This window comes from Pseudomonas sp. 008 (genome assembly GCF_016861935.1).
In the GTDB taxonomy this organism is placed as follows: Bacteria; Pseudomonadota; Gammaproteobacteria; order Pseudomonadales; family Pseudomonadaceae; genus Aquipseudomonas.
Window position 1 is genome coordinate 100,533 of sequence record NZ_BOMA01000005.1, and the last position, 26,766, is coordinate 127,298.

General features: G+C 55.3%; 24 protein-coding genes and 1 pseudogene. 11 read left to right on the plus strand and 14 right to left on the minus strand.

The features are described from left to right. Positions 1-41 precede the first annotated feature (41 nt). Both JUI81_RS11960 and JUI81_RS11965 read right to left on the minus strand, forming a co-directional pair. The gene (locus tag JUI81_RS11960; RefSeq protein WP_204124296.1) at positions 42-668 is read right to left on the minus strand and encodes a UvrD-helicase domain-containing protein; all 627 of its coding nucleotides are present in this window, start codon (positions 666-668) and stop codon (positions 42-44) included. Then, positions 665-2,851, minus strand: coding sequence for an ATP-dependent endonuclease (locus tag JUI81_RS11965; protein WP_204124297.1), 2,187 nt, complete (start codon positions 2,849-2,851; stop codon positions 665-667). Before JUI81_RS11965 ends, JUI81_RS11960 begins: the two co-directional genes overlap by 4 nt. Positions 2,852-3,208: 357 nt before the next feature. Here JUI81_RS11965 and JUI81_RS11970 point away from each other — a divergent pair, with 357 nt between their 5' ends. The 5 genes from JUI81_RS11970 (at position 3,209) to JUI81_RS11990 (ending at position 7,590) form a co-directional block, all read left to right on the plus strand. Continuing rightward, on the plus strand, positions 3,209-4,696 hold the full coding sequence (locus JUI81_RS11970; protein WP_204124298.1) for a Shedu immune nuclease family protein: 1,488 nt from the start codon (positions 3,209-3,211) through the stop codon (positions 4,694-4,696). Between the two features lie 565 nt (positions 4,697-5,261). After that, positions 5,262-5,471 (plus strand): hypothetical protein, encoded by a 210-nt coding sequence (locus JUI81_RS11975; RefSeq protein ID WP_204124299.1) that lies wholly within the window; start codon positions 5,262-5,264, stop codon positions 5,469-5,471. Between the two features lie 307 nt (positions 5,472-5,778). Then, positions 5,779-6,234 (plus strand): VOC family protein, encoded by a 456-nt coding sequence (locus JUI81_RS11980; RefSeq protein ID WP_204124300.1) that lies wholly within the window; start codon positions 5,779-5,781, stop codon positions 6,232-6,234. A gap of 287 nt (positions 6,235-6,521) precedes the next feature. Then, positions 6,522-6,833: a hypothetical protein gene (locus tag JUI81_RS11985; RefSeq protein WP_204124301.1), complete on the plus strand. Its 312-nt coding sequence runs from the start codon at positions 6,522-6,524 to the stop codon at positions 6,831-6,833. 139 nt (positions 6,834-6,972) lie between these two features. Beyond that, the gene (locus JUI81_RS11990; protein ID WP_204124302.1) at positions 6,973-7,590 is read left to right on the plus strand and encodes a 3'-5' exonuclease; all 618 of its coding nucleotides are present in this window, start codon (positions 6,973-6,975) and stop codon (positions 7,588-7,590) included. A 48-nt stretch (positions 7,591-7,638) separates the two neighbouring features. Here JUI81_RS11990 and JUI81_RS11995 read toward each other — a convergent pair whose 3' ends face one another. The 4 genes from JUI81_RS11995 to JUI81_RS12010 form a co-directional block, all read right to left on the minus strand. Beyond that, positions 7,639-8,010, minus strand: coding sequence for an NUDIX hydrolase (locus tag JUI81_RS11995; RefSeq protein ID WP_204124303.1), 372 nt, complete (start codon positions 8,008-8,010; stop codon positions 7,639-7,641). 539 nt (positions 8,011-8,549) lie between these two features. Continuing rightward, positions 8,550-10,496 carry a methyl-accepting chemotaxis protein gene (locus JUI81_RS12000; protein ID WP_204124304.1) on the minus strand — a complete coding sequence of 649 codons (1,947 nt, stop codon included), beginning with the start codon at positions 10,494-10,496 and terminating at the stop codon, positions 8,550-8,552. A 210-nt stretch (positions 10,497-10,706) separates the two neighbouring features. After that, entirely contained in the window at positions 10,707-11,942 is a 1,236-nt protein-coding gene (locus JUI81_RS12005; protein ID WP_204124305.1) for an FAD-binding oxidoreductase, read from the minus strand. 12 nt (positions 11,943-11,954) lie between these two features. Then, positions 11,955-12,302 carry a RidA family protein gene (locus JUI81_RS12010; protein ID WP_149630891.1) on the minus strand — a complete coding sequence of 116 codons (348 nt, stop codon included), beginning with the start codon at positions 12,300-12,302 and terminating at the stop codon, positions 11,955-11,957. Positions 12,303-13,046: 744 nt separating this feature from the next. Here JUI81_RS12010 and hisC point away from each other — a divergent pair. The 3 genes from hisC to JUI81_RS12025 are packed head-to-tail and all read left to right on the plus strand — an operon-like array spanning position 13,047 to position 15,144. Continuing rightward, positions 13,047-14,183 (plus strand): histidinol-phosphate transaminase, encoded by a 1,137-nt coding sequence (hisC, locus tag JUI81_RS12015; RefSeq protein ID WP_204124306.1) that lies wholly within the window; start codon positions 13,047-13,049, stop codon positions 14,181-14,183. Next, positions 14,183-14,920, plus strand: a complete 738-nt coding sequence (hutC, locus tag JUI81_RS12020) for a histidine utilization repressor (RefSeq protein WP_204124307.1) — start codon at positions 14,183-14,185, stop codon at positions 14,918-14,920. The genes hisC and hutC (JUI81_RS12020) overlap by 1 nt, the downstream gene beginning before the upstream one ends. Positions 14,921-14,961: 41 nt before the next feature. Further along, positions 14,962-15,144 carry a hypothetical protein gene (locus tag JUI81_RS12025; RefSeq protein WP_204124308.1) on the plus strand — a complete coding sequence of 61 codons (183 nt, stop codon included), beginning with the start codon at positions 14,962-14,964 and terminating at the stop codon, positions 15,142-15,144. A gap of 685 nt (positions 15,145-15,829) precedes the next feature. Here the strand turns inward: JUI81_RS12025 and hutH are convergent. The 7 genes from hutH to JUI81_RS12060 form a co-directional block, all read right to left on the minus strand. Next, the gene (gene hutH, locus JUI81_RS12030) at positions 15,830-17,362 is read right to left on the minus strand and encodes a histidine ammonia-lyase (protein ID WP_204124309.1); all 1,533 of its coding nucleotides are present in this window, start codon (positions 17,360-17,362) and stop codon (positions 15,830-15,832) included. Beyond that, positions 17,359-19,050 (minus strand): urocanate hydratase, encoded by a 1,692-nt coding sequence (gene hutU, locus JUI81_RS12035; RefSeq protein ID WP_204124310.1) that lies wholly within the window; start codon positions 19,048-19,050, stop codon positions 17,359-17,361. The genes hutH and hutU overlap by 4 nt, the downstream gene beginning before the upstream one ends. A gap of 302 nt (positions 19,051-19,352) precedes the next feature. Further along, positions 19,353-20,105 carry a histidine utilization repressor gene (gene hutC / locus JUI81_RS12040; RefSeq protein ID WP_204124311.1) on the minus strand — a complete coding sequence of 251 codons (753 nt, stop codon included), beginning with the start codon at positions 20,103-20,105 and terminating at the stop codon, positions 19,353-19,355. Positions 20,106-20,224: 119 nt separating this feature from the next. Then, entirely contained in the window at positions 20,225-20,989 is a 765-nt protein-coding gene (locus tag JUI81_RS12045) for an ABC transporter ATP-binding protein (RefSeq protein WP_204124312.1), read from the minus strand. 16 nt (positions 20,990-21,005) lie between these two features. Beyond that, the gene (locus JUI81_RS12050) at positions 21,006-21,716 is read right to left on the minus strand and encodes an ABC transporter permease (RefSeq protein WP_204124313.1); all 711 of its coding nucleotides are present in this window, start codon (positions 21,714-21,716) and stop codon (positions 21,006-21,008) included. Further along, positions 21,713-22,441, minus strand: a complete 729-nt coding sequence (locus JUI81_RS12055; RefSeq protein WP_204124314.1) for an ABC transporter permease — start codon at positions 22,439-22,441, stop codon at positions 21,713-21,715. The genes JUI81_RS12050 and JUI81_RS12055 overlap by 4 nt, the downstream gene beginning before the upstream one ends. A 55-nt stretch (positions 22,442-22,496) precedes the next feature. Further along, entirely contained in the window at positions 22,497-23,279 is a 783-nt protein-coding gene (locus tag JUI81_RS12060; protein WP_204124315.1) for a transporter substrate-binding domain-containing protein, read from the minus strand. Positions 23,280-24,208: 929 nt separating this feature from the next. On the opposite strand from JUI81_RS12060, the gene JUI81_RS12065 reads away from it, so the two are divergent. From JUI81_RS12065 to JUI81_RS12075, 3 genes are all read left to right on the plus strand, one after another. Then, entirely contained in the window at positions 24,209-24,640 is a 432-nt protein-coding gene (locus tag JUI81_RS12065; RefSeq protein WP_239077678.1) for an MFS transporter, read from the plus strand. Between the two features lie 95 nt (positions 24,641-24,735). Continuing rightward, positions 24,736-25,839 (plus strand): GlxA family transcriptional regulator, encoded by a 1,104-nt coding sequence (locus JUI81_RS12070; protein ID WP_204124316.1) that lies wholly within the window; start codon positions 24,736-24,738, stop codon positions 25,837-25,839. 242 nt (positions 25,840-26,081) lie between these two features. Continuing rightward, positions 26,082-26,276, plus strand: coding sequence for a hypothetical protein (locus JUI81_RS12075; protein ID WP_204124474.1), 195 nt, complete (start codon positions 26,082-26,084; stop codon positions 26,274-26,276). Between the two features lie 303 nt (positions 26,277-26,579). Here JUI81_RS12075 and JUI81_RS32045 read toward each other — a convergent pair. Beyond that, a pseudogene (locus tag JUI81_RS32045) lies at positions 26,580-26,747 on the minus strand (alpha/beta fold hydrolase); the annotation flags it as partial. Positions 26,748-26,766 lie beyond the last annotated feature (19 nt).

Consider the following 26,766-nt stretch of genomic DNA (forward strand, 5'->3'; position numbering starts at 1 on the left):
CCGCCCTGGGTCAATTTTCAATCGGCAGGGTGGGTCAGTTTTCAATCAGCGCCAACAGCTGCCTCTCCCATGGCTAAGGCCATGATCCTGTAAGTGGGAGCCTCCTCCCCTGCCGGAAACTTGTTGCCTTTGAGCGGATCGGTGAAGTCAGTGCTGGTCAGTCTCAATTTCTCAGGACTGAACCCATTGAACTCAAACAGTGACTTGATCTTCGACCTGCCCTGATAAGTCATGCAGCTGAAGCGCATCCGATGTGTCAGCTCATCATCGATGGCTGTGAATCGGTGCCCGGCGGAAAGCAGCCACGGTGTTGCAAGAAATCGGCTGACGAACCCATGGATCGTGTCGATGTAATGGGGATAGCTCAACAGGCGCCTTCCTACCTCTGTGTTGCCCAGGCGATGTTCAATCTCATGACGTGCGACGTTGGTGTGCGATAGCACGCAGATCCCTCGGGTTCTGCTTGTCCATTTGCGTGCGAGAATCGCCAACTTGGCGACAACCAGGGACGTCTTGCCACTGCCGGGACACGCAGACACATCCAACGTCTCGCGCGACCTCAGAAAGTTCAGCCGAGGTGCATCAAGCTCCTTGAGCTCCATGAGGTCGACAACCCAGTCGATGTCTTCATCCGTGATCTCGGCCACCAGATCCCGAAACACGATCACCGAGCATCCTCCGCCTGCTCCTGAACCGTTTCCAGGTGGGAGGTTACATAGGTAATCGCCTCGGTTATGTATATGGGCAGCACTTCCTGAATTTGCTCAAGGGTCGACGCCTCGAAACCGAGACGGCCCTCAAGCAAGTCCACCAAATATTGCGCTGTGATCGCCTTGGATGCCTTCTTCTGGTGGAACAGGGCGTAGATGTGTGAAGACAGATGCTCGAGGGACTCACTCGACTCAGTTAGTGCCTGGAACTCATCGCAGGCATCCTGAATAATTTTCCTAGGCTTCTCTCGCTCCTCGTTGAGAGCATCGTCATTTTCAGCAAGCCGGGCGGCGATCAAAACCTGTTGCGCAAGCCCCGCAAACGCGAGGTCATACTCAAGCGTCCAATGATCGGCAACGAAGGTTTGAACATTCTGCTCGTCGTTCAACTTAAGTTTCTGACGTCGTTCAGCCAGGCCGGCCATTTGACTTTGCTCGTCATCCCCAAAATGCCTGACAGCCCTCCAACGACGGTATTTACCTGTCCATCTTGGATCATCGTCATCGTCCACATGCCCGAGGATGACTGGGGCGCAGTTCGGCATCACGTCCATGTCCGCCAAGCAGGCAACCGGCAGAAGCAATGTTCCTTTATCCGGGTTCGCCCTCTGGAGGATGCGGGAATACCGACCCAAGCCCGTGCTGCCCACGTTCACAACTGATACACCGTGTTTGGTGAAATCCTTGCCCAGGATCTTCGCGATCGCCGGCAGCAGGATTGCTTCACCATCCCCCTCCACGACGAGCACTCCTCGTGCAAAAAACAAGTTCGCTTTAGTGACGTCCAGAAACCGGGCCAAAAACCTGTAGTCACCAGCATCGAGCTTTGTGTGCTGCTTGCCCAGGGAGTAGGCCTTATGGCGATGCATGAGTACCAGGTTGTCCAGTGCGATCTTGGAGCTAAGGTTGGGGCTGTGGGTCGTCAGAATGACCTGCACAGAGCGCGGCGTGTTTGCAGGCACCGGATCAGCTATTTGAGGATCCGCGCTTTGAGGTTCACCTGCAACGAGAACGGGCGCGTCTGTGGGTGGTACTGCCACTATCGGAACGTTGTGCTGCTCAGGAGTACCAGCCCCGTAAGGAGTGTCGGGCTCTCCCGAGCCTTCAGCTGTCACCGATGGGCTATGATCGGGGCCCGCAGCAGCGCTCAGGAACTCCATCAGGCGCAGTTGCCGCTGTGGATGCAGGTGAGCTTCAGGTTCTTCGATGAGCAGCAAGGGAAGCCCATCAGGCTCGCGACCAAGAAGCAGTAGCTCACAAGCCATGAACAACAGATTATTGGAACCGAGCCCATAGGCTCCCCGAGTTTCACCAGAGTCCTGATCGAGCAAACTGAGCTCAAGGCGTTCAAGGATCTGCCGCAGGCGCGCCGACTCCGACCCGCCTTCTACGAAATTGATCCGGCCATGCAGTTCATCTCCCTCAAGAGCCAAGTGAGACAGGTAATCGTTGTTTACGGAGTTCTGGGCCTTTTTCACCCCTTCGTGCAGGTTGACCAGGTGCCGGAGGTACTCCGCGAGGCCCGCAAGGCTCAGAGAGGCAGGATCTAGATCTTCCAGCGATCGCTCACTGGTAAAGTCGCTACCATTCTTGATATCGGGAAAATTCTTCAGCACCTGCGACAGGCGAGAACCGCGACCTGGCGACATTTCACGCTGTGCATCACGAAGCGGTCGCAGATACGCTGCTGCGAGCAACTGCCTAACATTGACGTCCAGGCTGGGGCCCCCACCGTTATGGCCACTACGCACCGCGATATCAACCCAGCGCCGCGCGAGCGGATCGTCATTGAGTCGACGAGCTGTCCAATGGACGTAAACGACGGCCTTCTTGTCGATGAAGGTGACGTACTCTGAAAGCGCCCCCTGATCCGCAACCGACAGGTCGGAAAACTTCGCAATGATCGTGATCTGATGCGCTTGCGCCCCTTCCCCATGAATATGGAAATCTTCCGGCAACAGGCGCACATATTCACCGTCCCTGGTCTGAAGCACCAATCTGAGCGCATCGATGACGGAGGATTTCCCTGCGTCGTTCTCACCCACAAGGGCGGTGACACCTCTGTTGAACTCGATGAACAACCCCTGTGCGTCGGGGCCAAACTGCCGGAAATTCTGAACCTTCAGTGCTGACAAATACATCCATGTTTTCCTGTCACAAAGGGCTACTGGGTGCGACGCTCAGCAAATACTACCGGATAGAGCTAACTTACCTCTCAATACGGAAGGTCTAATTTCCGAACACGCGCGTGGAACTCGCCATCTCTCGGCCCGCGAGGCCTACCAAGTGCTGACGGACGTCGCGCCCGGCAAACTCAATATGATGCGAAGCTCGATCAATTCATGGAATGAGATCTACCGCCCAGGCGCAACAACACCCTCGCTTCTCTGGAGCTGAGGCAACCGATAAACTCCACTCAATGCCTTCAAAAGCCTGGACTAGGCACCAATGGCAGAGCATCCAAAGGAATAATTTCTTTCGATTGAGGACGACTACAGATGCCTTCCATGCGCCCCTCCCAGTACGCAATGCAGCAGCGCACCGACGGAGGCCCCTTCCTTCGTATTGAACGTGATGCCCTCGAGTACGATACGGAGGAGGTGAACGACACCCAGGAAGGGGACGGCGAGTTTGAATGGGGCGAGGATGAAATCTATGGCAGCTCACGTGTGTACTACAGCGACGTGGCACTTCCTAATGACTCTCTTGGTTGGCATCTAATACTGGAAGTGACCCCAGACGATTTGACCATCTACCCAATCTACCCACGGTCGACTCACCCGCAGTACGGAGAGCCAAGGTACGACACCATCAAGTCGATCATCATCACTCGCCCCGTTTACCAACCCTATGCTCATCCAACTGATAAGTATGATGTCGAAGAGTTACTGGGCGGTCTGCCTGCAGGACTCTCCAAGGATTGGCGGTATGGTCTCGGGTTCCACTACGAGTACCGCTACATAGTCAACGCAGTGGCCGCCCTGGAAGGCGTGAAAGAAATCATGCTCCACGGCGAGCAAGGTCGAAACGATGCACGAGTCAAGGGCAGCACCTATCTCCTTGGGGTTGATCAGCTTGAGGTATTGAGAAAACGGCTAGATCAACTGACACAGCGTCACCAGCGGGAAACCGCTGCCGATAAAAAGCTCGTCTGCTACACCGGATTACTGCACAAGGCAGCCCCCGAACTCTATCCACCGCGAGCACGGAAACTTGCACCAGATACGCTGGCTAATCTCGTCTCGCTGGGCTCGGTCACTCCTCAACTGTCTCCGAAAGACCAGCAGCAGGCGGCAAAACTCGCGCAGCAAAGCGTCCCGACTCTGGCGAAATCCGAACCTCGTACCCTGTTCAACCTCAAGGCAGAGATTGAGTTAGTCACACTTGGCCAGCTCATAGAGGTTTATCGAAAAATGATGGATAGCAATGCCAATGAACCCCGCTGGCAGGCCTTCCTGAGCAAAAACCCCTTCATTCTCGACATGGCGTTTGGGTATCCCGTAAAAAAAATCGCAGATCAGCCCTACGTAGGTGGAAAGAATTTCAGTGGCCGAGGTGGTCAATATTCCGACTTCCTCATGGCGGCAAAAGCCACCGGCAATCTAGCGCTCATCGAGATCAAGCATCCCCAGCATGACCTGCTTGGGAAGCAGTACCGGAAAACCTATACCCCGTCCTACGAACTCAGCGGTTCAGTAGGCCAGATCATCAGCCAGCGCAGTAATGTGCAGCGCGAGATCTTCGGCCTAGCGCACGGCCTCAAAGAGCGCGTTCACGCCCATGCGGTTGCAGCCATTGTCATCATTGGGCGCACTCCTGAGGAAGAAAGTAAGCAGGAAGCCTTCGAGCAATATCGAAACGGCCTGAAGGACGTTTTGGTGGTGACCTTCGATGAACTACAAGAGCGTCTTGAGAGCATTCACCGAGCGCTGACGCCAGCAACAACAGAGCCTGAGCTGATTAGGGATGAAGACCTGCCATTCTAGAACCGTTACCAAGGCTGGAAGTAGCTGTCACCCCACTTCATATGGGCATGCGATGACTCGCACACAATGATTTGAACACAACCTACCCACCCAACTCCCGCGAAGTCTCTGTCCTCACGCATAGAATCATTGCGCCCTGTCATAAATTGTCTCAGCTCAGTCCTGCATAATTGTTGAAATCATGGAGTCATACCGGTACTCCTAAAGCACCAGTTTCAGCAAGGAACGCACCATGCATTCGAGATTCAGGGTCATCGAAACAACTAGAATGGATGATGGCATCAAGCAATATCGGGTTGTAGATCTCGTCGAGGGAGGCTCTGCTAGCAAGCATGGCGTGTTTAAGATCAGGGGAGAGGCAGACGCCGTCTGTTCGATTCTGAATGCCGAGCATCCGCGTCAGAGTGGTGTAAGTCGTATCTACCAGAGCCTATGATCCACTCGTTTCGGCACACCAATTGCGGATGGCTATTCGGGATGGGGGAATGCCTATAGCGCATTCATGGACTGCCCAATCTTTAACATCACCTCCTGCTACGCTTTTCTTTTCCATGGAGGACTTGAGATGTCGAACGCAGACCTGCTCCCGTCCCTGCTTTTCAAGATCAACCAGAACCAGCTTGCGCTCGAGGTTGCCATCATGGAGCTCACAAACTGGGTTGGGCAGCGTGGATCAGGGGACGTAGCCGAGAACGTACGGGGCGCACTAGAGGTCATCACAAGGGACGAAGAGTTCATCAATATGACTCTCGCGGTGCTTATGGCGCCGGAGTAACCAAGCCTCGACGTGGTTAACCTTAACCGCTAGAGCCGCCTGCCAGCCACGTCAGCCTGCTGTGAAGCTATATGTTGATTGCCTACCTGGTTGCAGAGTAGAAAAAACAAAGCCCCGGAGGTTCGCGGCTCCAGGGCTTCTATTTTCGCCTCCATCCCTTAATGGTTTGACGAACGTAGCCAAGACATTACCAGCGTCGCTTTGGTATTTCACTACGACTTTGGATAAACGTGTTCGATCAGCGAAGCATCGAGGAAATCGTTATGTCGTGTTTACCATGGACGCCGTTTCAGCAGGAGGACTGCAAATGGATCTGAAATTCAGTCACGTAGATGTACTGGTCAAGAATCTCGACGAAGCCTGTACTTACTACGCGCAGATACTTAACGCCAGGATCTCCAAAACGCTCGTCTGGGAACGAGGTGGTCTGCATGTGCGCTACGCGATTGCGCTGATGGGCCAAGAGCGTTTCATGTTGGTACAGCCATTGGCGGGGAACCTGAAAGAGCTATTGGATACGTCGGGTGAAGGGATGATTTACCGCCACTGCTACTCGACACCGGACATCGAGAAAGCCTATGACGAATTGATGGCCGCAGGTGTTCAGCCAGAAGACGAAAATGGAAAGCCATTGGCTCGTGCGAACCTGCAATCCCCGTCTGGGGCACGCATCATTTGGTTGCCCAAACGCTTCGGGCACTTCTCTATTGAGATACTGGAAGACAAGGCGCTGGAAGCATTTATCGAGGCTGCGTTTTCCTAAGAAAATTCTGCAGTGGGCGTCGTGAGTAGGCCAAATGATGTGAGGGCGTCGAGCCGGGCTTAAGCCCGAAGGAACGACAGGCCTCATTGTTTTAGCTTCCCAGAACAAAGAACTCTGGCTTCGCTAGCTGGTGGATTCAAAAAGACTTTATAGTCGACTATAGATCGTGCCCTGAGCCATCCGCGTCTTCAGCACCCAAAGACCTATTGATCGAATCTGTTCTTACCACCACCCCATTTTGCCCGACCATTGGCTGGAGGATCTGGGCGACCGAAAGGAGTATGAAAATGCTAAACCGTCCCGACAAAGACTCGCTCCGTGCGATGCTCGAATCGCAGGTTCAACAAAAGCTGCAGGACGATCCGGAAGCGCTAACGACTTATGCAGCGCAGCGAGACCCTGAGCGGAAGCCCTACGTTAGCAAACGCACAGTCCAGGATAAGGCTTTTGACAGAGAGCTTGATCAAATGCGGGCCGATGCTGAAGCCGGAGTAATACGTAAACCAGAAGGTCTGCAAACGGGCGGAGGCGAGCCTAATCTTGCACTTGATGATTATCCCGGCTTAAAGGCAGCAGCGACTGCATCGATTGAATGGTGATCTCCAACACTTGTGATGATGTGGTCTGTAGCATCTACGCCAGAATTGAAGAAATACACCCTTTAACAACACCTTCAGAATGATGCTGTGCGCACGTGTCGATGTACCTGGGACAGATTAAATTTAGGGCATCCATGCCATGAGCATTCAAGCAACGTTTCTTCACCTTCAAGCGATCCAAAACCTCCTCGCGCCATACCGCTATCTGTATTGCGTAGACCTTGAGGCAACCTGTGATGAGATTGAGAAATCTGAGCCGCCACGTTCGCTCACAGTCGTCCCCGAGCAGATGGAAACGATTGAGATTGGCCTGGTGGTGATTGATTTGGAGTCACTTGAGATCGTCGATGAATTCCAGCGCTTCGTTCGGCCTTTGATCAATCCTACCCTGACCGATTTCTGCATAAAGCTGACATCCATTCAACAAGCAGACGTGGACGGTGCCCGAACCTATCGAGAGGTTGGCGAAGAGCTACGAACATTTGCTGCGAGTTATCCAAACGCGGCTTGGGCATCGTGGGGTAACTATGACGCAAGACAGCTCGAGCGCGATGCTGCCTTTGCTGAATGCCCTTCCCTGCTCGAGGGCTTGCCACATTTCAATGCCAGGAAATGGCATGCCGGCTTATATGACGATCGACCGAAAGGACTGAAGCAAACGGTAGAGTCGATGGGGCTGGTGTGGCACGGCACTTATCACCGAGGGATAGATGATGCCAGGAATGTCGCGTCCATCATTACGGAGATGCTCGGCTGACTAGGTGAGCCGGGCCCATTGGCCCGAAGGAGCGACCTCAAAGGAGACTCAGTGAATCGATTGAAAGTCCGCGAACGTTTTTACGATTGCCTTCGTTACAGGGCTCGACTCAATATCGCGAAATCGCTTCCAGTGGCTCCACTTACACGCGGCAATCTCATTTTTCGGAGACGGCTTCTCACCAGGCTGGAGTGCGGTCATGAAAACGAAGTGGGTGGTCTCGTCCTTCTCAAAACGTGCGAGATAGATTAAGTCGTCAGCAACCAGTCCTGTTTCCTCTTCAAGCTCGCGCACGGCGGCCTCAGCAGGTGTTTCGCCTAACTCTATCTTGCCGCCAGGTAGTACCCATTTGGATTTCGGCTTGCGCACATAGAGGACATGATCATCCTTGCGGCATATCACTGTGGCTCTGGACTTCATGTTCACCTCCATTACCGTGTACTTAAGTCTTGGTAGGCTCGATGGAACTGCCTATCTATAAGACTTCGCTGTCATCAAATCGTCACAATATGAAACGCATTTTTGATGCCAACACTTGACGGCTAGCCTGTTAGCTGAAGAGTAGTTCGTGCTGTCGGTGGGGTGTGTGTGTGTGAATCGCCCCGGATTTTCTAGACACCCTAAAAGCTCATTGTGGAATGCAGTTCGAACTCTACCAGTGACAGCTCAATGCTGAATCTATGCAGGCATTTTGAGTTGTAAAACATCTCGAAGTAATTGAATACATCGCTACGAGAACCCAGCCGCATGGTGTAGATTTTCCACTCAATCCGAGCCCGGTTAAGAAGCTGTAAAACACTCTCGAATTGATCAACGGCTACTAGCACACAACGCTTGAGGCTCTGACAAATCATGCGGCGAGAATCATCACCTGAGCATCTCCAACTTACCCGCGTACTCCTGGCGCCCTGCATTTACGCCTGCATTTTTGTCGTGATAGCGTCACAAATTAAGACAAGCTAGAACTTGAAGCGCCCCACCAGCCCCTTCAGTTGACCAGAAATATCCGTCAGGCGACCCGATCCGGTGTGCGCCGAATGCGCAAACCTTTCGACCAACTGGGCATCGGCATGGATTTGTGCAATGTGTCGGTTGATATCTTCGGCCACCTGATGCTGTTCCTCTGCTGCCGTGGCGATCTGAGCGTTCTGGTCGCGAATCGAGTCCACGGAGTCGCGGATTTTGTCGAAACTGTCGCGCGCCTGCTGGATACATTCAACGCTGGTTTGCGACACCTCCACGCTCCGTTGCATCTGCTGGGTGACCTCCTTAGTTCGCCGCGCGAAGTTGCCCAGCAAGCTGTCGATCTCGCCGGTAGAGTCTGCAGTGCGTCGTGCCAAGGCGCGTACTTCGTCGGCCACCACCGCAAATCCACGACCCTGGTCGCCGGCGCGCGCCGCTTCAATGGCGGCATTGAGGGCCAACAGATTGGTCTGTTCAGCAATCGAACGAATGGTATCGAGGATGGTGTTGATGTTCTTACTGTCCTGCTCGAGCGTCTGCATGGTACCTGCCGACTGCTGCAGGTCGTCACTCAATTTAAGAACGCTGCCCGTGGCCTCACCAATGTGCCGTTGCCCGTCATGCACCTCTCGATAACCGACGTCCGCGCTGGAAGCAGCATGACTGCAAGAGCGGGCCACTTCGTTAGAGGTAGCGACCATCTCGTTGAAAGCTGTGCTTACCAACTCAACTGCTTCGCGCTGGCGCACTGCGGCGTTGTTCATGTTACTGGCCACTTGACTGGTCTCCGCAGCGACCTCTTGCAAATCGGAGGAGGCGCTGCCGATGCGCCGCATCAGTTGCGCGATCATGCCAAGGAACTGGTTGAACCAACCAGCCAAAGTGGCGGTTTCGTCCTTGCCCCGCACTTCCAGTTCGCGGGTCAGGTCGCCCTCCCCTTCGGCGATTTCTTGCAGGCCATCGGCAACGCCGCGAATCGGTCTAACGATCACGCCGGCGAAGCTCGCTCCGACGATGGCGAAGATGATTGCCAACACGGCGGCGATCAGTGCAACCAACCCTGTCAGGCTGGTGGCCTGAGCCATGACTTCGTCGTGCTTGATCAGCCCGATGAAGCGCCAGCCTAGGCTTTCGGAACTGACCACATTGACCAGGTAGGGCACGCCATCGATCTCGACCTGGGTCACGCCGTCACCACTCTTTGCCAGCTCGGTATAGCCGGGGCCCAGATCGGCCAGGGGCTTGAAACTGTTTTTGGCATTCGCCGGATCGACCAGAACATTGCCATTGGCTTCGACCATCATCAGGTAACCGCTGTTGCCCAGTTTGATGGTTTTAACCAGTTCAGTCAGTTGCTTGAGCGAGACATCCACGCCGACAACACCCGCCGGGTTGCCGCTGGCGTCGGCGAAAGCGCGAACCGTGCTAACCAGCACCACGTCATCCGGCGCCCAGTAGTAAGCGCCCGTGCGCACGGTTGTGCCAGGCGTGGCCGCCATGGCGGTCTTGTACCAAGGACGCACTCGGGGGTCATAGCTGGCCATTTTCGGGTCGTCGGGCCAACCGGCAAAGCCGCCGTCGTTGAGCCCCAGGGAAATAGACGCAGTGGTCGGATGAGTCTCGGCGAATCGATCGAAAATAGCCTGGAGACGCTGATCGGCTTCGGTCACAAGCGTTTGCTCAGCATTGGCAGCGGTATAGTTTTTCAATCCCTTGACGGTGGAGATCCGAGGATCCTTGGCAAGGTATTCGACGTTTTGGCGGATGCTATCGAAGAACTGCTTCATACCGTTGTCGATCTGGCGAATTTCACGGCCGCTGCTATCCAGGAAATTGGCTTGAGCCGCGCTCCGCAAGTTCAATACGACGAGTACCGCGACCAGAATCACCGGAAGGCAGGCGATGGCGGCAAATACCCATGTCAGCTTCTGTTTGATGTTCATGACTTCTCCAGCGGGTATTTATAAATATTTAGGGCGAGTCCATGGAACGGATATACCGACTGAAATCAGAACAGCGCCCACGACGACTGCCACGAAATCTGCACGTGCAGCGTCCGTAGATAAAAATCAGTGTTTATTTTCCCGACAGGCAGGTTCTCGCCCGTTACTCCGACGGAGATGGGCGAGAAGGTTCATGCACCGCTACTCAGCTCAGAAACGCCCTGGAGCAAAGGGTGCCGGATCGACCACAGGCGTCTCGCCCATCATCAATTCTGCGAGCAGTCGACCGCTGACCGGGCCTAGGGTAAACCCCTGATGGGCATGGCCGAAATTGAACCAGAGCCCTTTATGCAAGGGCGCCGCGCCGATCACCGGCTTCATGTCTACCGTGCAGGGTCGGGCGCCGCTCCATGGCGTGCGCTCCACCTGGGGGCCTAACGCTAATACCTGCCGTGCAGCCCGCTCGGCCTTGGCCAGCTGCACCGGTGTTGGCGGCGCACTTAGGCTGGCGAACTCTGCCCCCGTCGACAGGCGGACACCGCGCTTCATCGGCGCCAGCATGTAGCCTTGTTCGGTATCCAGCACCGGGCGGTTCAATGTTGCGCCATCGGAAAAGTGAGCGTGGTAACCACGCTTGACGAACAACGGAATGCGGTAGCCCAACTCGCCAAGCAGTTCGTGAGCCCAAGGGCCCAACGCCACAACCACCTGCGACGCGCCGACCGATCCAGAATCGGTGGCGACGCTCCAGCCGGCTCCCGACTGACGCAACGAGCGCGCATCGCCGCGCTCAATTTCCCCACCTTCACGCACGAACAGATCGGCATAACGCTGCACCAACTCACCTGGCTCAATGCAAGTCCAGGGTTGCAGCCAATGAATGCCCCCCACCAATGCATCGCTCAACGCTGGTTCCGCCAATCTGAGCGCGACACCGTCCAGATGCTCGGACAACACGCCGTGTGCACTCACGCGTACCGCACGCTCCACCGCCTCATCGAATTGCTGTGGGCTACGAAAAGCCTGGATCCAGCCTTTGCGCACGATCAGGTTTTGCGAACCGCTTTGCTCAATCAACTCCGAGTGCTCGCTGATCGAGTGCTCAATCAGCGTTCGAAAGGCATCTGCAATGGCCTTGTAATGCTTGGGCGCGGAGTTGGCCCAATACCTGACCAAGGCAGGCACGTATTCAGGCATCGCGCGCAGATGGTAGTTGACGCCAATGTCGCGCTTGGCTGCCACGTTTATTAGGCTGGCAAGATCCCTTGGGAACGCATAGGGCTCAATGGCCTCACGCTGAATGATGCCTGCGTTGCCGAACGACGTTTCACGCCCCGGCAAACCTTTGTCCACCAGCGTCACCGCGCAGCCACGGCGTTGCAAATGCAACGCCGTGCATACGCCGACAATGCCGGCCCCCAGTACCACCACTTGTTTTTCGTTCACGCTGCCTCCGAATCAAGCACGCTGTTGCGCGATGACACTGATCTCGACCAATGCATCGACCACGAGGCCTGCACAGACGGTCGCGCGCACTGGCAGGTTGGTCGTGAAGAATGAAGCATAAGCCCGATTGAATTCGGCGAAATTACTCCGGTCAGTCAGGTACACGGTGACGCTGACAACATCGTCCAGCGACAGCGATTCTGCTTCCAGCGTCTGAGCAATACGCGTCAAGGTCAAACGCGTTTGCGCTTCGATACCTTCAGGAAAGCTACCGTCCTCACCAAACGGCAATTCGCCAGACAAAAAAACTAGGCCTTGGCTGTGGCGGACTTTGGAAAAAGGCAGATTGCTAACGGTCATGGCAGTTCTCTCTTGGGTATTTCTAGGAGGCGCCCATCAACGGGCACCGGTTGTGAATCATCTATTCGACTTCAGCGGTTTTTACGGAAGGCCATTGAGTCATGCATGCGCTTGAGCATGTGATCCCCCTCTCGGACACCGGACACCGGACACATAGATCAGGAGCGAACAGCTGCTTGGGATCATCTCGACTCGTTGATTAACAGGTTCAGGAGGGGCGAAATTAGGTTTTAGTCTAAAACACCAATCGTGTATATACAGGATTAAGCATTTACCGTGCCGTCCGATCAAAATTGGGCCATGAGCCTGAGGTAGAGCGACCTATCCTCCTCTCGCGATTAGGACATCTAAGGCGCCCTGTTACTCGTGGTTTCGTTTTGCCCCACCAGCCAGAAAAGGTAACAACCCTAGCGCAACTATTGGTTACAAAAGGCAAAAGGCAGCGCTCATCAGCCTGATCTACTCCGCTAGAAACAGGCCTACATCGCGGAATCAAGAGCAGCTCAGATATTCTGGCCTGCATTTTGCCTATACTGTATATACAGGCACATACAGGTGTCTGCTGCGTAATCATCCTGCTCCCCAAGGATGTTACTCATGAATGTATTGATAGCGCTCAGACCCATACAACCATCAGCAGTACGAGATCAGCCACAACGCCGGATAGCCGCACCTGCAGCAACTCCTGCAGAACTGCCTAGATCGTAATGCCTTCCAGCAAGACACTAATGAGGTTAGCCCTGTATGAATGCCAATGACTTGAACCTGCTTGCCCGCGCAGAAGTGCGCGAATTGGCCAGTTACAACGCCGGCCTCGCCTCGGATGCCGTGCGCAAGCGTTTCGGCCTGACTCGCGTCGCCAAACTGGGCAGCAACGAAAACCCAATGGGCACAGCACCCGCCGTTAGCGCCGCAACGGCTCGAGCTTGCAGCGAAATTGCGCTATACCCCGACGCTGGCTGCCAGGCATTACGCTCTGCACTCTCGGAAAAGCTCGACGTACCCGAGAATCAATTGGTGTTCGGCAACGGCTCGGAAGATTTGCTGAGCGTCATCAGCCGGGTGTTTTTAGATCACGATGACGAAGTAGTTACCGTGGTGCCATCTTTCGGTTTGCACTTTATCTACCCAATGGCAGCCGGTGCCCGGGTGATAGGTGTTCCCATGACAGACAAAGGCACCTTCGACGTAGCGGCAATGATCGCTGCACTCACGCCCCACACACATGTACTGATGTTTTCATGCCCATCAAATCCGGTCGGCTGCACCTTAAGCGCCGACGAGTTGCAGCAACTGCTCGACGCATTGCCCTCGAAGTGTCTGCTGGTGTTTGATGAGGCCTATTACGAATACGCGCAGTGGGAAGCCGAGTACCCGGATTGCCTCGGTTTGATTCAGGCCAGCGGCAAGCCGTTTATCCTGCTGCGGACTTTCTCCAAGGCTTATTCCCTGGCAGGTTTGCGCATCGGCTACGGTATCGTCAGCGATCCACTGCTGGCAGATCTGATCAACCGCCTGCGCACCCCGTTCAACGTCAACAGCGTGGCACAAGCTGCAGCGATTGCGGCACTGGCAGATGATGGATATCTAAACGCTTGCCTATCCCATGTCGCCAGCGAACGCCGGCGTCTGGAAGTGGCGCTGCACGAGCAAGGCATTACGACCGCACCGTCCTTGGCCAACTTCTTGTTTTTCAGCACGCCCTATCCGGCCGAAGTAATCAATCAGGCACTGCTGCGCGAAGGGGTTATCATCAAACCTTGGCGCGAAGTTGGTTACACTGGGCACTTGCGCGTTTCTGTCGGAAGCTGTGAGGATAACGACCTTTTCCTCAAAGCACTGGCAAGCGTCCTTGCCGCACTAGAGACACGGACTGACTGATGATCAAAAATGCACCACAAGCGCTCTACCGCCGTGCAAAGGATTATGTGCAAGACCAACTTCGCGCGGGCGTTTGGAAACCTGGTGACCTGATTTCTTCAGAAAACCAACTGGTGCAAGAACTGGGCATTTCGCGCATGACCGTCAACCGGGCCTTGCGCGAACTGGCCGAAGAAGGTCATCTGGTCAGGATTTCAGGCGTTGGCACGTTCGTAGCCGAAAGCAAACCGCAATCTAACTTGCTGCGTATCACCAACATTGCCGACGAAATCCTTGCCCGAGGTCACAGTTACACCTGCCGTGTCCTGCACCTGGGGCGAGAGTCGGCCTCAATGCCGGTGGCGTCTGCATTGGGCTTGAGCACCGGTTCTTCAGTTTTTCATCTGGTCTGTGTTCACAGCGAAGAAGGCGTGCCCGTGCAACTAGAGGATCGTTACGTCAATCCCGAGCTGGTGCCAGAATTTCTGAAGCAAGACTTTGGCGAGCACCTGCAACCGGCAAAATACCTGTTGCGGGTCATCAAACCCGATGAAATGGAGCATATCGTCGAAGCCTGTCACCCCAGCAGCGACGAAAGCAAACACATGCAAATCGATACCAATGAACCTTGCTTGGTGCTCATACGTCGAACCTGGATTCAGAACAAAATCGTCACTTATGTGCGTTTAGTGCACCCGTCCTCACGCTATCGCCTAGGCAGTCGCCTGCCAGTAAATGGGGCGCACAGAGACAGTTGAGGCCTGAAGGCACTTGATGAATTGAACCATCATGACTTGGGATGAACACGTCATTCCTGCAGCTTCGTTTGAGCCAAGGCATCAACGCCAAATCTCAGGAGTTGCTCCCCGCGACTTCAGGCTTCCTGCTATTTTTTTGCTTGTTCACCGGCTACTTCATGCTGCGTCCGATCCGCGAATTCTCATTATTCGGGCTGGCGCCCTGCTCTCACAGCTATTCCTGACAGGCCGCCTAGCGGAGGTTGGGACGGGTGCAAGCTTCTAGCCATTGTGCCGCTGATGGTATGCATCGGCGTCATTAGGGGGCACGCTAACATCAAGTTTTATCATACTCACTACCCGAATGATCGTGCGCCGCATCGGCAACATGTCTTCGTCCATCCCGGCCAGGAGTAGCTCTTCGCGCCACTCGACGCCGATAGTAAATACAAAGCCAAAAGCGTCATCGATATCGTCGCTCAGCGTGCAGGCGAGACCATTAGTGGCAAGGTCAAAAGTGCACTTAGTGTGATGGGCCAAGGCGGCCGGCTTGTGCTTGTAGGTACAGTGTGCGCATTGCTCTGGGCTGACTGGGATGGAGGCTCGGCAAGCAGTCAGATGAATCTAATACTGAAAACTCCGATCTTACTGCCAACAATCCGGCACAAGGTTTTCCGGTGAAGCGAGCGGGAATTCTGCATGCACCACTTCAGCGAAAGCGTGGCAGTCATGGGAACCTCCTTGGGACTCATATTCTCAGGTGGCAACCTTCGCGAGCTTTCATGTACTACAAACGCAAAAAAGCTCCACAGCTACAACGACTGTCTGTCGCCATAGCTGTAGAGCAAAAAACTGCATAAAGCCAATGAGCGAGATTACTCAACCAACTCAACCCACCCGAGACAGGGGCCAAAGACCCCTCCCTCACGATTACAGGCTAGGCAGCAACTTCGGCAACACCAGTTCGTTCAAGCATCGGGAAGCCAACAGCTCGCTCGCCGCATTGATATCGGGCGCGAAGAAGCGATCTTTCTCGTAGTAGGCCACTTTGCTGCGCAGACTGGTGCGAGCAAGCTCCAGCTTCGCCGAGGTCTTCAGACCTTCACGCAAATCCAGGCCCTGGCAGGCAGCTAGCCACTCCACAGCGAGCACGCCACGGGTGTTCTCAGCCATCTCCCACAACCGCTTGCCGGCTGCTGGAGCCATGGACACGTGGTCTTCCTGATTTGCGGAAGTCGGCAGGCTATCTACCGAATGTGGATGCGCCAGTGCCTTGTTCTCACTGGCCAGCGCCGCTGCGGTAACTTGGGAGATCATGAAACCGGAGTTCACGCCGCCATTAGCTACCAGGAACGGCGGCAGTTGCGACATATGCTTGTCCATCATCAGCGAAATGCGACGCTCGCTCAGGGAACCGATTTCAGCGATGGCCAATGCCATGTTGTCTGCGGCCATGGCCACAGGCTCGGCATGGAAGTTACCACCGGAGATCACATCGCCTTCGGCAGCGAAGACCAACGGATTGTCGGAGACGGCGTTAGCTTCGACGACCAACACTTCTGCGGCTTGACGGAACTGGGTCAGACACGCGCCCATGACTTGCGGTTGGCAACGCAGGGAGTACGGATCCTGAACCTTGCCGCAGTTCTGGTGCGAGTCAGAGACCTCACTGCGCTCGCCTAGCAAGTCACGGTAAGCGCTAGCGGTGTCGATCTGGCCTTTTTGTCCGCGAGCGGCGTGGATGCGAGCGTCGAACGGCGAGCGCGAGCCCAAGACTGCTTCAACAGTCAAACCACCAATGGCCAGTGCGCCAGCGAACAGATCTTCGCCCTCGAACAAACCACGCAATGCGTATGCGGTAGACACCTGCGTGCCGTTGAGCAATGCCAGACCTTCTTTGGCAGCCAGTGTCAGTGGAGTCAGACCGGCGATTTTCAGCGCCTCGGTCGCCTCCAGCCACTCGCCTTTGTAGCGGGCTTTACCTTCACCCAGGAGTACTAGGGACATGTGCGCCAAAGGCGCCAGGTCACCGGATGCGCCGACCGAACCTTTCAATGGAATGTGCGGATAAACCTCGGCGTTGATCAATGCGATCAGCGCTTCGATAACGACGCGGCGAATACCGGAGAAACCACGGCTGAGGCTGTTGACCTTGAGAACCATAACCAGTCGGACTAGCGCATCGCTAATCGGCTCGCCAACACCGGCAGCGTGGGACAGAACCAACGAGCGCTGGAGGTTTTCCAGGTCGTCGGTAGCGATGCGGGTCGAGGCCAGCAGGCCGAAACCGGTATTGATACCGTAGGCGGTGCGGTTCTCGGCGAGGATCTGCTCCACGCAGGCAACGCTAGCTTCAATCTGGGTCGAAGCGCTGTTGTCGAGGGTGATTTTCACCGGATGCTGGTAAACATCACGCAGTTGGGCAAGGCTCAGTTGGCCTGGGATAATGTTGAGTGTGTTCATGCTTTGGCTCCTTTAACAGGGGTGATCATTGGCAGGTTCAAGCCTTGCTCTTTGGCGCAATCTATTGCGATCTGGTAACCCGCATCGGCGTGACGCATCACACCGGTCGCCGGGTCGTTGTGTAGAACACGGGCAATGCGTTCAGCCGCCTCATCGGTACCGTCGCAAACAATCACCATGCCCGAGTGCTGGGAGAAGCCCATGCCAACACCGCCGCCGTGGTGCAGGGAGACCCAGGTCGCGCCGCTCGCGGTGTTGAGCAGGGCGTTGAGCAATGGCCAGTCGGACACGGCATCGGAACCGTCTTGCATCGATTCGGTTTCGCGGTTCGGGCTGGCCACAGAACCGGAGTCCAGGTGGTCGCGACCGATGACGATTGGCGCCGACAACTCACCGCTACGCACCATTTCGTTGAATGCAAGGCCGAGCTTGGCGCGCAGACCCAGCCCGACCCAGCAGATACGCGCCGGCAGACCCTGGAAGCTGATACGCTCGCGCGCCATGTCTAGCCAGTTGTGCAGGTGGGCGTCGTCCGGGATCAACTCCTTGACCTTGGCGTCAGTCTTGTAGATGTCTTCGGCGCTGCCCGACAGTGCAGCCCAACGGAACGGGCCAATGCCACGGCAGAACAGCGGACGGATGTAGGCCGGTACGAAACCTGGGAAGTCGAAGGCGCTTTCCACGCCTTCTTCCTGGGCCATCTGACGGATGTTGTTGCCGTAGTCGAAGGTTGGGATGCCTTGTTTCTGGAAGTCGAGCATCGCTTTAACGTGCACGGCCATCGATTGCTTGGCAGCTTTGACGACGGCAGCAGGCTCGGTCTTGGCGCGAGCGCGGTACTCCTCCCAAGTCCAGCCGGCTGGCAAATAACCGTTGAGTGGGTCATGAGCGCTGGTCTGGTCGGTGACCATGTCCGGGCGCACGCCACGCTTAACCAACTCCGGCAGAATCTCTGCCGCGTTACCCAGCAGCGCGATGGAAATCGCCTTACCTTCCTTGGTGTATTTGGTGATGCGGGCCAGCGCGTCGTCGAGGTCGGTAGCTTGCTCGTCGACGTAGCGGCTGTTCAGACGAAAATCGATGCTGACCTGCTGGCATTCAATGTTCAGTGAGCAAGCGCCTGCCAATGTAGCGGCCAGAGGCTGAGCGCCACCCATGCCGCCCAGGCCTGCGGTCAACACCCAACGCCCTTTGAGGTTATCGTTATAGTGTTGGCGACCGGCTTCGACGAAGGTTTCGTACGTGCCTTGAACGATGCCCTGGCTGCCGATGTAGATCCAGCTGCCGGCGGTCATCTGGCCGTACATGGCCAGGCCTTTGGCGTCGAGTTCGTTGAAGTGTTCCCAGCTCGCCCAGTGCGGTACCAGGTTGGAGTTGGCGATCAGTACGCGCGGGGCGTTGCTGTGGGTCTTGAATACGCCGACCGGCTTGCCGGATTGCACCAACAGGGTCTCGTCGTCGTTCAGGTTGGTCAGGCTCTCGACGATCTTGTCGTAGCACTCCCAGTTACGCGCCGCACGACCGATGCCACCGTAAACAACCAGTTCTTTAGGATTCTCGGCCACTTCCGGGTCGAGGTTGTTCATCAACATGCGCAGTGGAGCTTCAGTCAGCCAGCTTTTGGCGGTCAGCTTGTTACCACGCGCGGCGCGGATTTCGACATTACGGAAATGGGATGGCTTGCTCACCGGTAATCCTCTCGAAATGACTTTCTCAGCCTATTTATTGGTTTGTCGCTACAGGTCGCAAATAAATATAATCATGTCTATACAACCATAATCAAGCAAAATTTTACTCGCCCGCAATTTGTCTTTTGCGACCCGCTCATCCAGTGGGGTTGTGCCTATCGCAGATGAAGGTCAAGGCTATTTGAAGAGGTGGTTAAGACAGCGAAGTGATGGGATTCATCAACTCAATAGTGCTGCGCTGTCACAGTTTTTGGCATGCAATTGACGCGCGCGGCTCGTGAGCGCCAAGGCTTCGCCGCAAGTTATGCACCGAATTTCCCCTCCAGACGGTGCCGTGAACCCGGTAAAATCAGGCGCGCAGACGTGACAGACTGATATCCAGACCAAGTCCGCCGACGAATCAACAAGCACGCTTCATAACGTGTGATCTGCAACAGTCTGCACTCCTCCTCGTCGGCCAGGATCGCCTCGACCACATGCTCACCTTCAGTCAGAGGGGCGACTTTGGAAAGATAGGCATAGGGCGTCTGCACCACGAAATTCTGACGCAGATAATCCGGAGCCACTGCCGCGTTCACGTAGCGATCCTCCAATTGCACCGCCACATTATTCTCGTAGTGCACGATCACTGAATGAAACACGCGCTGCCCTTCGCGCATTTCCAGCGACAAGGCGTGTTCAGCGCTAGCCCCCTCCTCGCATAGGAGAATCACCTTGCAGTGGTGGCGATGGTCACGCTTGTTGATCTCATCAGCAATGTTATTGACGGCAAATAAAGCTGATTGACCTTTGCGCTCGGCTACGAAAGTCCCCACCCCTTGCATGCGCACCAACACACCATCGGCGGTGAGCTCACTAAGAGCACGACCTACAGTCATGCGACTCAATCCAAGTTCCTGAGCCAGTTCACTTTCCGAAGGTATACGTTCGTGAGCCGACCAGGTGCCACTCAAAATCAATTGGGTGATCATCTGCTTGACTTGTGCATATAGCGGCCCAGGGGAATCACAGAGCTGATTGACCTGCGAAGGAAAATTCCGGGATTTCTTCGGCACGTGGCTTTCCTCGTCAAACTGGACAGAGACCTACTCCCACCGCAAACGAACGACCGAGTGGGCAGAGCGCTTGCGAAGGAGCATCTGAGCGACCGAACAGTCGCTCGAATCCATTCCGGTTACTTCAAGTTTCCACTGAGGAACTGCTGAAGGCGCTCGCTTTTGGGATTGCCCAGGACGTCTTCGGGGGAGCCCTGTTCTTCCACGAGCCCTTGATGGAGGAACAAAACCTGGTTCGACACCTTGCGCGCGAAGCTCATCTCATGGGTCACCATGATCATTGTTCGGCCTTCTTCTGCCAGACCCTGGATAACCTTAAGCACCTCGCCCACCAACTCCGGATCCAAAGCCGAAGTCGGCTCGTCGAACAACATGATCTCCGGCTCCATAGACAGAGCCCGAGCAATAGCAACCCGCTGCTGCTGCCCGCCGGAGAGAAAGGCCGGGTATTGATCGGCGACGCGGGACGGCAAACCTACCTTATCCAGGTAACGCCGGCCCCGCTCCTCCGCATCCTTCTTACTGACGCCCAATACCCTGCGCGGGGCCATCGTAATGTTGTCGAGCACTGTCATGTGGCTCCACAGGTTAAAATGCTGAAACACCATCGCAAGGCGCGTACGCAGACGCTGTAGTTCATCAGCGTCGGCCACATGCATGCCGTGGCGGTCATGAATCATACGAATTGGCTGGTTATCCAGGCCCATGGCACCATCGTTGGGCGTCTCCAGAAAGTTGATACAACGCAAGAAGGTGCTCTTTCCTGATCCACTGGCGCCGATCAGGCTGATCACATCGCCCGTCTTGGCATTAAGCGAAACGCCCTTGAGCACTTCGTGATTGCCATAGCTTTTATGCAGATTTTCAACGGTCAATTTGTACATGTTCAAACATCCTGAATTAATGAGCCGGGCCGAGGAAAGACAGCCAACGGCGTTCAGCCAGACGGAACAGGCCAACCAGAGAGAAAGTGACAGCGAGGTAAATCGCGGCGGCGATACCGAACGACTGGAAAGTCAGGAACGTAGCCGAGTTAGCATCCCGGGCGACCTTGAGGATGTCCGGCACAGTGGCGGTGAACGCTACGGTGGTAGAGTGCAGCATCAGTATTACTTCGTTGCTGTAGTTCGGCAGCGAGCGGCGCAGTGCAGACGGCATGATGATGTAGGCATATAACTTCCAGCCGCGCAGTCCGAAGGCCTTGGCCGCTTCGACTTCACCGTGACTGATGTTGCGGATCGCCCCGGCAAAGATCTCGGTGGTGTAAGCGCAAGTGCTTAGGGCGAAGGCAAGAATGGTGCAGTTCAATGCATCGCGGAAGAATGCGTCGAGCATTGGCTGGGAACGCACCGCTGCGATACTGTAGATACCGGTGTAGCAGATCAGAAGCTGTATATACAGGGGCGTGCCGCGAAACAGATAGGTATAGAACTGCACCGGCCAGCGCACCCATACGTTGCTTGAGACTCTGGCAACCGACAGCGGAACTGCCATCAAAAAGCCTAAGAAAAGCGAGGCACTGAGCAGCCATAGGGTCATCGCCAACCCGGTGATGTAATAGCCGTCGCTATAGAGGAAGGGCCTCCAGTACTCCTGCAGTAGTTCGATCATCGCACGGCCTCCCGAGTACCTGCGGCGTAGAGTATTTCCAGCCGGCGCAAGACGTAGTTCGATGCAGTGGTGATGACCAGATAGATCAACGCCGCCAGCACCAGGAAAAAGAACAGTTGATATGAGCTCTTGCCGGCGTCCTGAGCCACTTTCACCAGGTCGGCCAGTCCGATAATCGAGACCAGCGCAGTGGCCTTGAGGATGACCATCCAGTTATTACCGATACCCGGTAAAGCAAAACGCATCATCTGCGGGAATAGCACGAAGCGGAAACGCTGAGCACGGGTAAGGCCATAAGCAGTGGCTGCTTCCATCTGGCCACGTGGCACAGCGAGGATCGCTCCGCGGAAAGTCTCGGTGAAATACGCCCCGTAGATAAAGCCCAGGGTTATCACTCCGGCACTGAATGGATTGATCTCAATGTAATCCCAACCCATAGCTGCGGTCAGATTGGTCAGCCAGGTTTGCAGGCTGTAGAAAATCAGCAGCATCAGAACCAGATCCGGCACTCCACGAATCAGCGTGGTGTAAGCATGCGCGGGGATGCGCAACAGTGGTGACTTTGATAGCTTGGCACTGGCACCGATGAGGCCCAAGACCACGCTTAGCAGTAAGCAAAGGAAGGATAACTTGACAGTCATCCAGGAGCCTTGCATCAACAGTGGGCCGAAGCCCTTGAGGCTGAAACCTGACAGCCCCAGCATCTGCAATATGTTTTCTAACATTGGGGAGCCCTTCGTCAATCAGGAAAACGCCCATCCGCGAATGGGCGCAGCGTCGTTATTTGCCGCTGTAAATATTCTGATCACCGAAGTGTTTCTTTTGGATAGCCGCGTAGGTTCCGTCGTCGTGCAGTGCCTTTATACCGTTGTCCACCAAGGCTTTGAGCTCGACGTTGCCTTTTAGAAGACCCATCGCTGTTTTCGCTGGCAGCAGTTCGTGTTCGACTGGCTTACTGACTTCAAAGTCGGCGCCTTGCGGGGACTTTAGGAAACCCATTTCAGCTTGCAGCATGTTCTGAATTGAGGCGTCGAGGCGACCAGTCACCAAGTCAGCATAAACCTGATCCTGGTTAGCATAGGCCTGGGTTTTCACCCCGGCCTTATTCAGCACGGCCTTGGCGTAGGCCTCCTCGGTGGTGCCTTGCTCATAGCCCACGGTCTTGCCAGCCAGCGTCGTGATGTCTTCGCTTAAGCCAGAGCCCTTCTTGAACACGAACGACGTGGGCACTGAAAACAATTCGTTGGAGAAATCGATGACTTTTTCCCGCGATGAGGTCACGGTCATGGCAGAAATTACGCCGTCGAATTTGTTGGCCTTCAGGCCAGGGATCATGCCGTCGAAATCGCTTTCTACCCACTTGCACTTGACCTTCAGTTCCGCGCAAATCGCGTTGCCCAGGTCGATATCAAATCCCACCAAGCTACCGTCAGCGGCCTTGGATTCGAAGGGCGCATAAGAGGGGTCGACACCAAAGCGCAACTCCTTGTACTCCTTGGCCAAGGCAGAGCCAGTAGCCACGCATAGAGCCAATACTGAAAGGGTCAAAATAGATTTTTTCATTGTTTTTATTCCTAATAACCAACAGAAGCGCTTGTGGCGCACGAGTACAGTTATGGGGCACGTGTGTCGTTACACAGAACACGCACAGACCCCAATTCGCGGATAAACGTGTCGAGACGCCCGATCGACTCTAACGCGTAAATACATACTTGTACAGACAGGCATAGGCAATCAATGAACCATTGATCTGGTCGACTGCTTCAGGAAGCGCGAGGAAGGCTGGAGGGCACCGGGAATGGGGGGATTCAAGCATCTGCGACACGAGTAGAGCCAGACAGTCAACTATCCCTCAGAGCCCCGATCGTCGGTGGGCGGCCTCCCGGGCGATAGTGGGAAGAAGGTAGATGAGTCCGCTTTGACTTCAGGTTGGCCTGTGAGCACCAGGTAAGGCCTACTGCCATCTTTCTACATGGCTTTGCTCTCATCGCTGCTGGGTGACAGGCTGCGACAGCATGTTCCATTTTATCGAGCTTGATGCCTACAACAGGAACTTGGCTGGCTGCAGGTGCTCGCCAAAGTCTTGCTCCAAAAATTCAGACGCTTGCTCGGGATTGACATAACAATCCTCGAATTGCACCGGAACCCTTCCTCGCTGTCTCGGTGCACACAGACCAGAAAAAACCGTAGAGCCATTGGTCAGCCTATGGGCAGATGCCACTTGCATCGGTTGCGCGCATGGAGCGGGAGATGGAAAACCTGCAGCATGATTACAAGCAGGTAGAGGACACGCTAGGTGAGGCGGTGTTGGTGCTGGACTTTTGGCGCTTACGACCCCGTTGCCGAGATGTCACTGACTCAGCTTGATCCATCGCGAACCATTGCGTGTGCTGGGCTTTGCAGATTCGGAGGCGGGTAAATCTTGCGTCAGCACCTGGGTCAACTCGGCGTCGGCGGCAACACCCTGACCTTATCTGCTAGGTGCGATTGCCATGACTCTATGGGCTCGCTTGGCCAATCAAAGCCGACTACGCTTACCTTATGTTGTGGGCGCTTTGTCGATGGCTGCTGCGGGGCTTGTCGCTGCGGCATTAATTGAGCATCCAATTTTGAAGATTGCCTGCCTCTGTTTAACTGTCGCAAGCATCCTTTCCTTCCAAGCGACGTTCTGGGCAATCCCATCAACCTTCCTCACTGGTCGCGCCGCTGCTGGTGGCTTTGCAATGATTGTATCAATCGGCAATCTCGGCGGATTTACTAGCCCCTTCATGATTGGCCTAATCAAAGATGCCACCCATAGCTACTCGATGCCTTTCTTCGCAGTGGCGGCAATACTTTTGGTTGGGACATGCTTAATGGTGTGGTTGGGAGATCCCGCTCGACTAAAGCCAGAGAATCACCAAGTAGCCACTAGCACTGCCTAATTGGGTCAATACCAGTAGCCCGCCATTTGCTGGATGGGTAATAAAAAGAGCCCGCGCCTAGGGCCGCCACTCGCTTTGTGTGAGGAGATACCGCGATGACGACGCTCAACTCCGGGGCCCAGCCCCAGAACCGCACTCCACAATCCATAGGCTTTCTGCTGCTGGATAATTTCACATTGATTTCCCTGGCCTCGGCGGTCGAACCGCTGCGCATGGCCAACCAGCTATCGGGTCGTGAGCTGTATCGCTGGTCTACCCTGACCGTAGATGGCGGTCAGGTGTGGGCCAGTGACGGCCTGCAAATCACCCCCGACGCCGCTATGCACAAGGCCCCGACCCTGGACACTGTGATCGTTTGCGGTGGCATCGCTATTCAACGCACCGTTACCCGTGAGCACATTACTTGGCTGCAGAGCCAGGCGCGTCAGTCCAAGCGCCTCGGCGCGGTGTGCACCGGCAGTTGGGCATTGGCCAGCGCCGGCTTGCTTGATGGATTCGATTGCAGCGTGCACTGGGAATGTCTGGCCGCCATGCAGGAAGCCTTCCCGCGAGTGAACATGAGCACCCGCCTGTTCACCCTCGACCGCAACCGCTTCACCAGCTCCGGCGGCACCGCGCCGCTGGACATGATGCTGCACCTGATCAGTCGCGATCACGGTCGTGAACTGTCGGCGGCGATCTCGGAAATGTTCGTCTACGAGCGCATCCGCAACGAGCAAGATCATCAGCGCGTGCCACTCAAGCACATGCTCGGCACCAACCAGCCGAAGCTGCAGGAAATCGTCGCACTGATGGAAGCCAACCTGGAAGAACCGATTGATCTGGATGAGCTGGCCGTCTACGTTTCGGTGTCGCGCCGTCAACTCGAGCGCCTGTTCCAGAAGTACCTGCACTGCTCGCCATCGCGGTACTACTTGAAACTACGCTTGGTTCGCGCACGGCAACTGCTTAAGCAAACGCCGATGTCGATCATCGAAGTGGCGTCTATCTGTGGCTTCGTATCTACACCACACTTTTCCAAGTGCTACCGCGAATACTTCGGTACTCCGCCACGCGACGAGCGCGTTAGCTCCAACACCGCGAAACACGTCGCGATGATTCCGTTGCCGCAAACCCTGGTGCTGTCACCGTTGTCCAGGGCGTTGTCGACGCTCAACGACGCCCGCGACGAATCAACCTTTGCCAGCGTCCGTCTTTAGGTTTTGCATCATGCTGATCCGAAAACTTATTTTCTTCCCCAAATGCGGAGCGTTGAAGGGCGATGCATCTATAAAACCACTACAGCCGGTCGCACCTAATGTAACAGCTAGCTGGCTTCAAACCTGTGCCGTGAGGACAGACTTAAGACAAGATTCGTAGTCGAATTCCATGTTGCGCTGGCAATGGAATTGGAGCAGGGAGATTCGATGAGCAAGGATAGAGAAGGCGGGGAAGCCGGTGCTTGGTCGACAGGATCAAGGCAGGCGAGCCATTGATGGAGCTTACGGTGCAGGCGTTACGCCGCTACCACGAGGCACAAGAAACGCAATCTGTGAAGGAAGTGGAGAAGCTGCGCCTCGAAGCGGAGGCGTTGTTCGCGGCTGTTCACGAGTATCAACGCCAAGCCCTCGGCGGGCCTAAACCTCAGTTGCATTGAACGAAATCCCGGAAAGCAATAAAGACAGTAATCGATACGGCCCCAATCGGCGCCGGGATATGGCTGACTTGGCCAACTTTACCTCCCTCTCTGCCACCCTGCCGACCGACCACGATCATCAACCTTTAATGTCGTGACGCCGTCCTACAGCCCGGTAACGTGTCGCGTATCGACATGATCTAGAAGCACCGCTTTGATACCATTTCATGATGTTCTCTTCCCATCAGGGAAACAGGGAGACCATAGAACCCCCGGCAGGGCCAACCTCCGGGGTTTTGCTTTTCTTCCACCCGCGTCATTGTCTTAACTGCGGTTCGGCTCTTCGACCAACACTTTGTTAAAACTGATCGGGTCTGCCATCTGTGGCACATGGCCTTTGCCTGCAAACTCGATCAACCTCGCTCCTGGAATCAACTTGGCTGCCTACCTCCCAAGGACACGGTAGTGACCGATCTTCGCCTTGATATCAGGCGAGACAGTGAAGCACTGC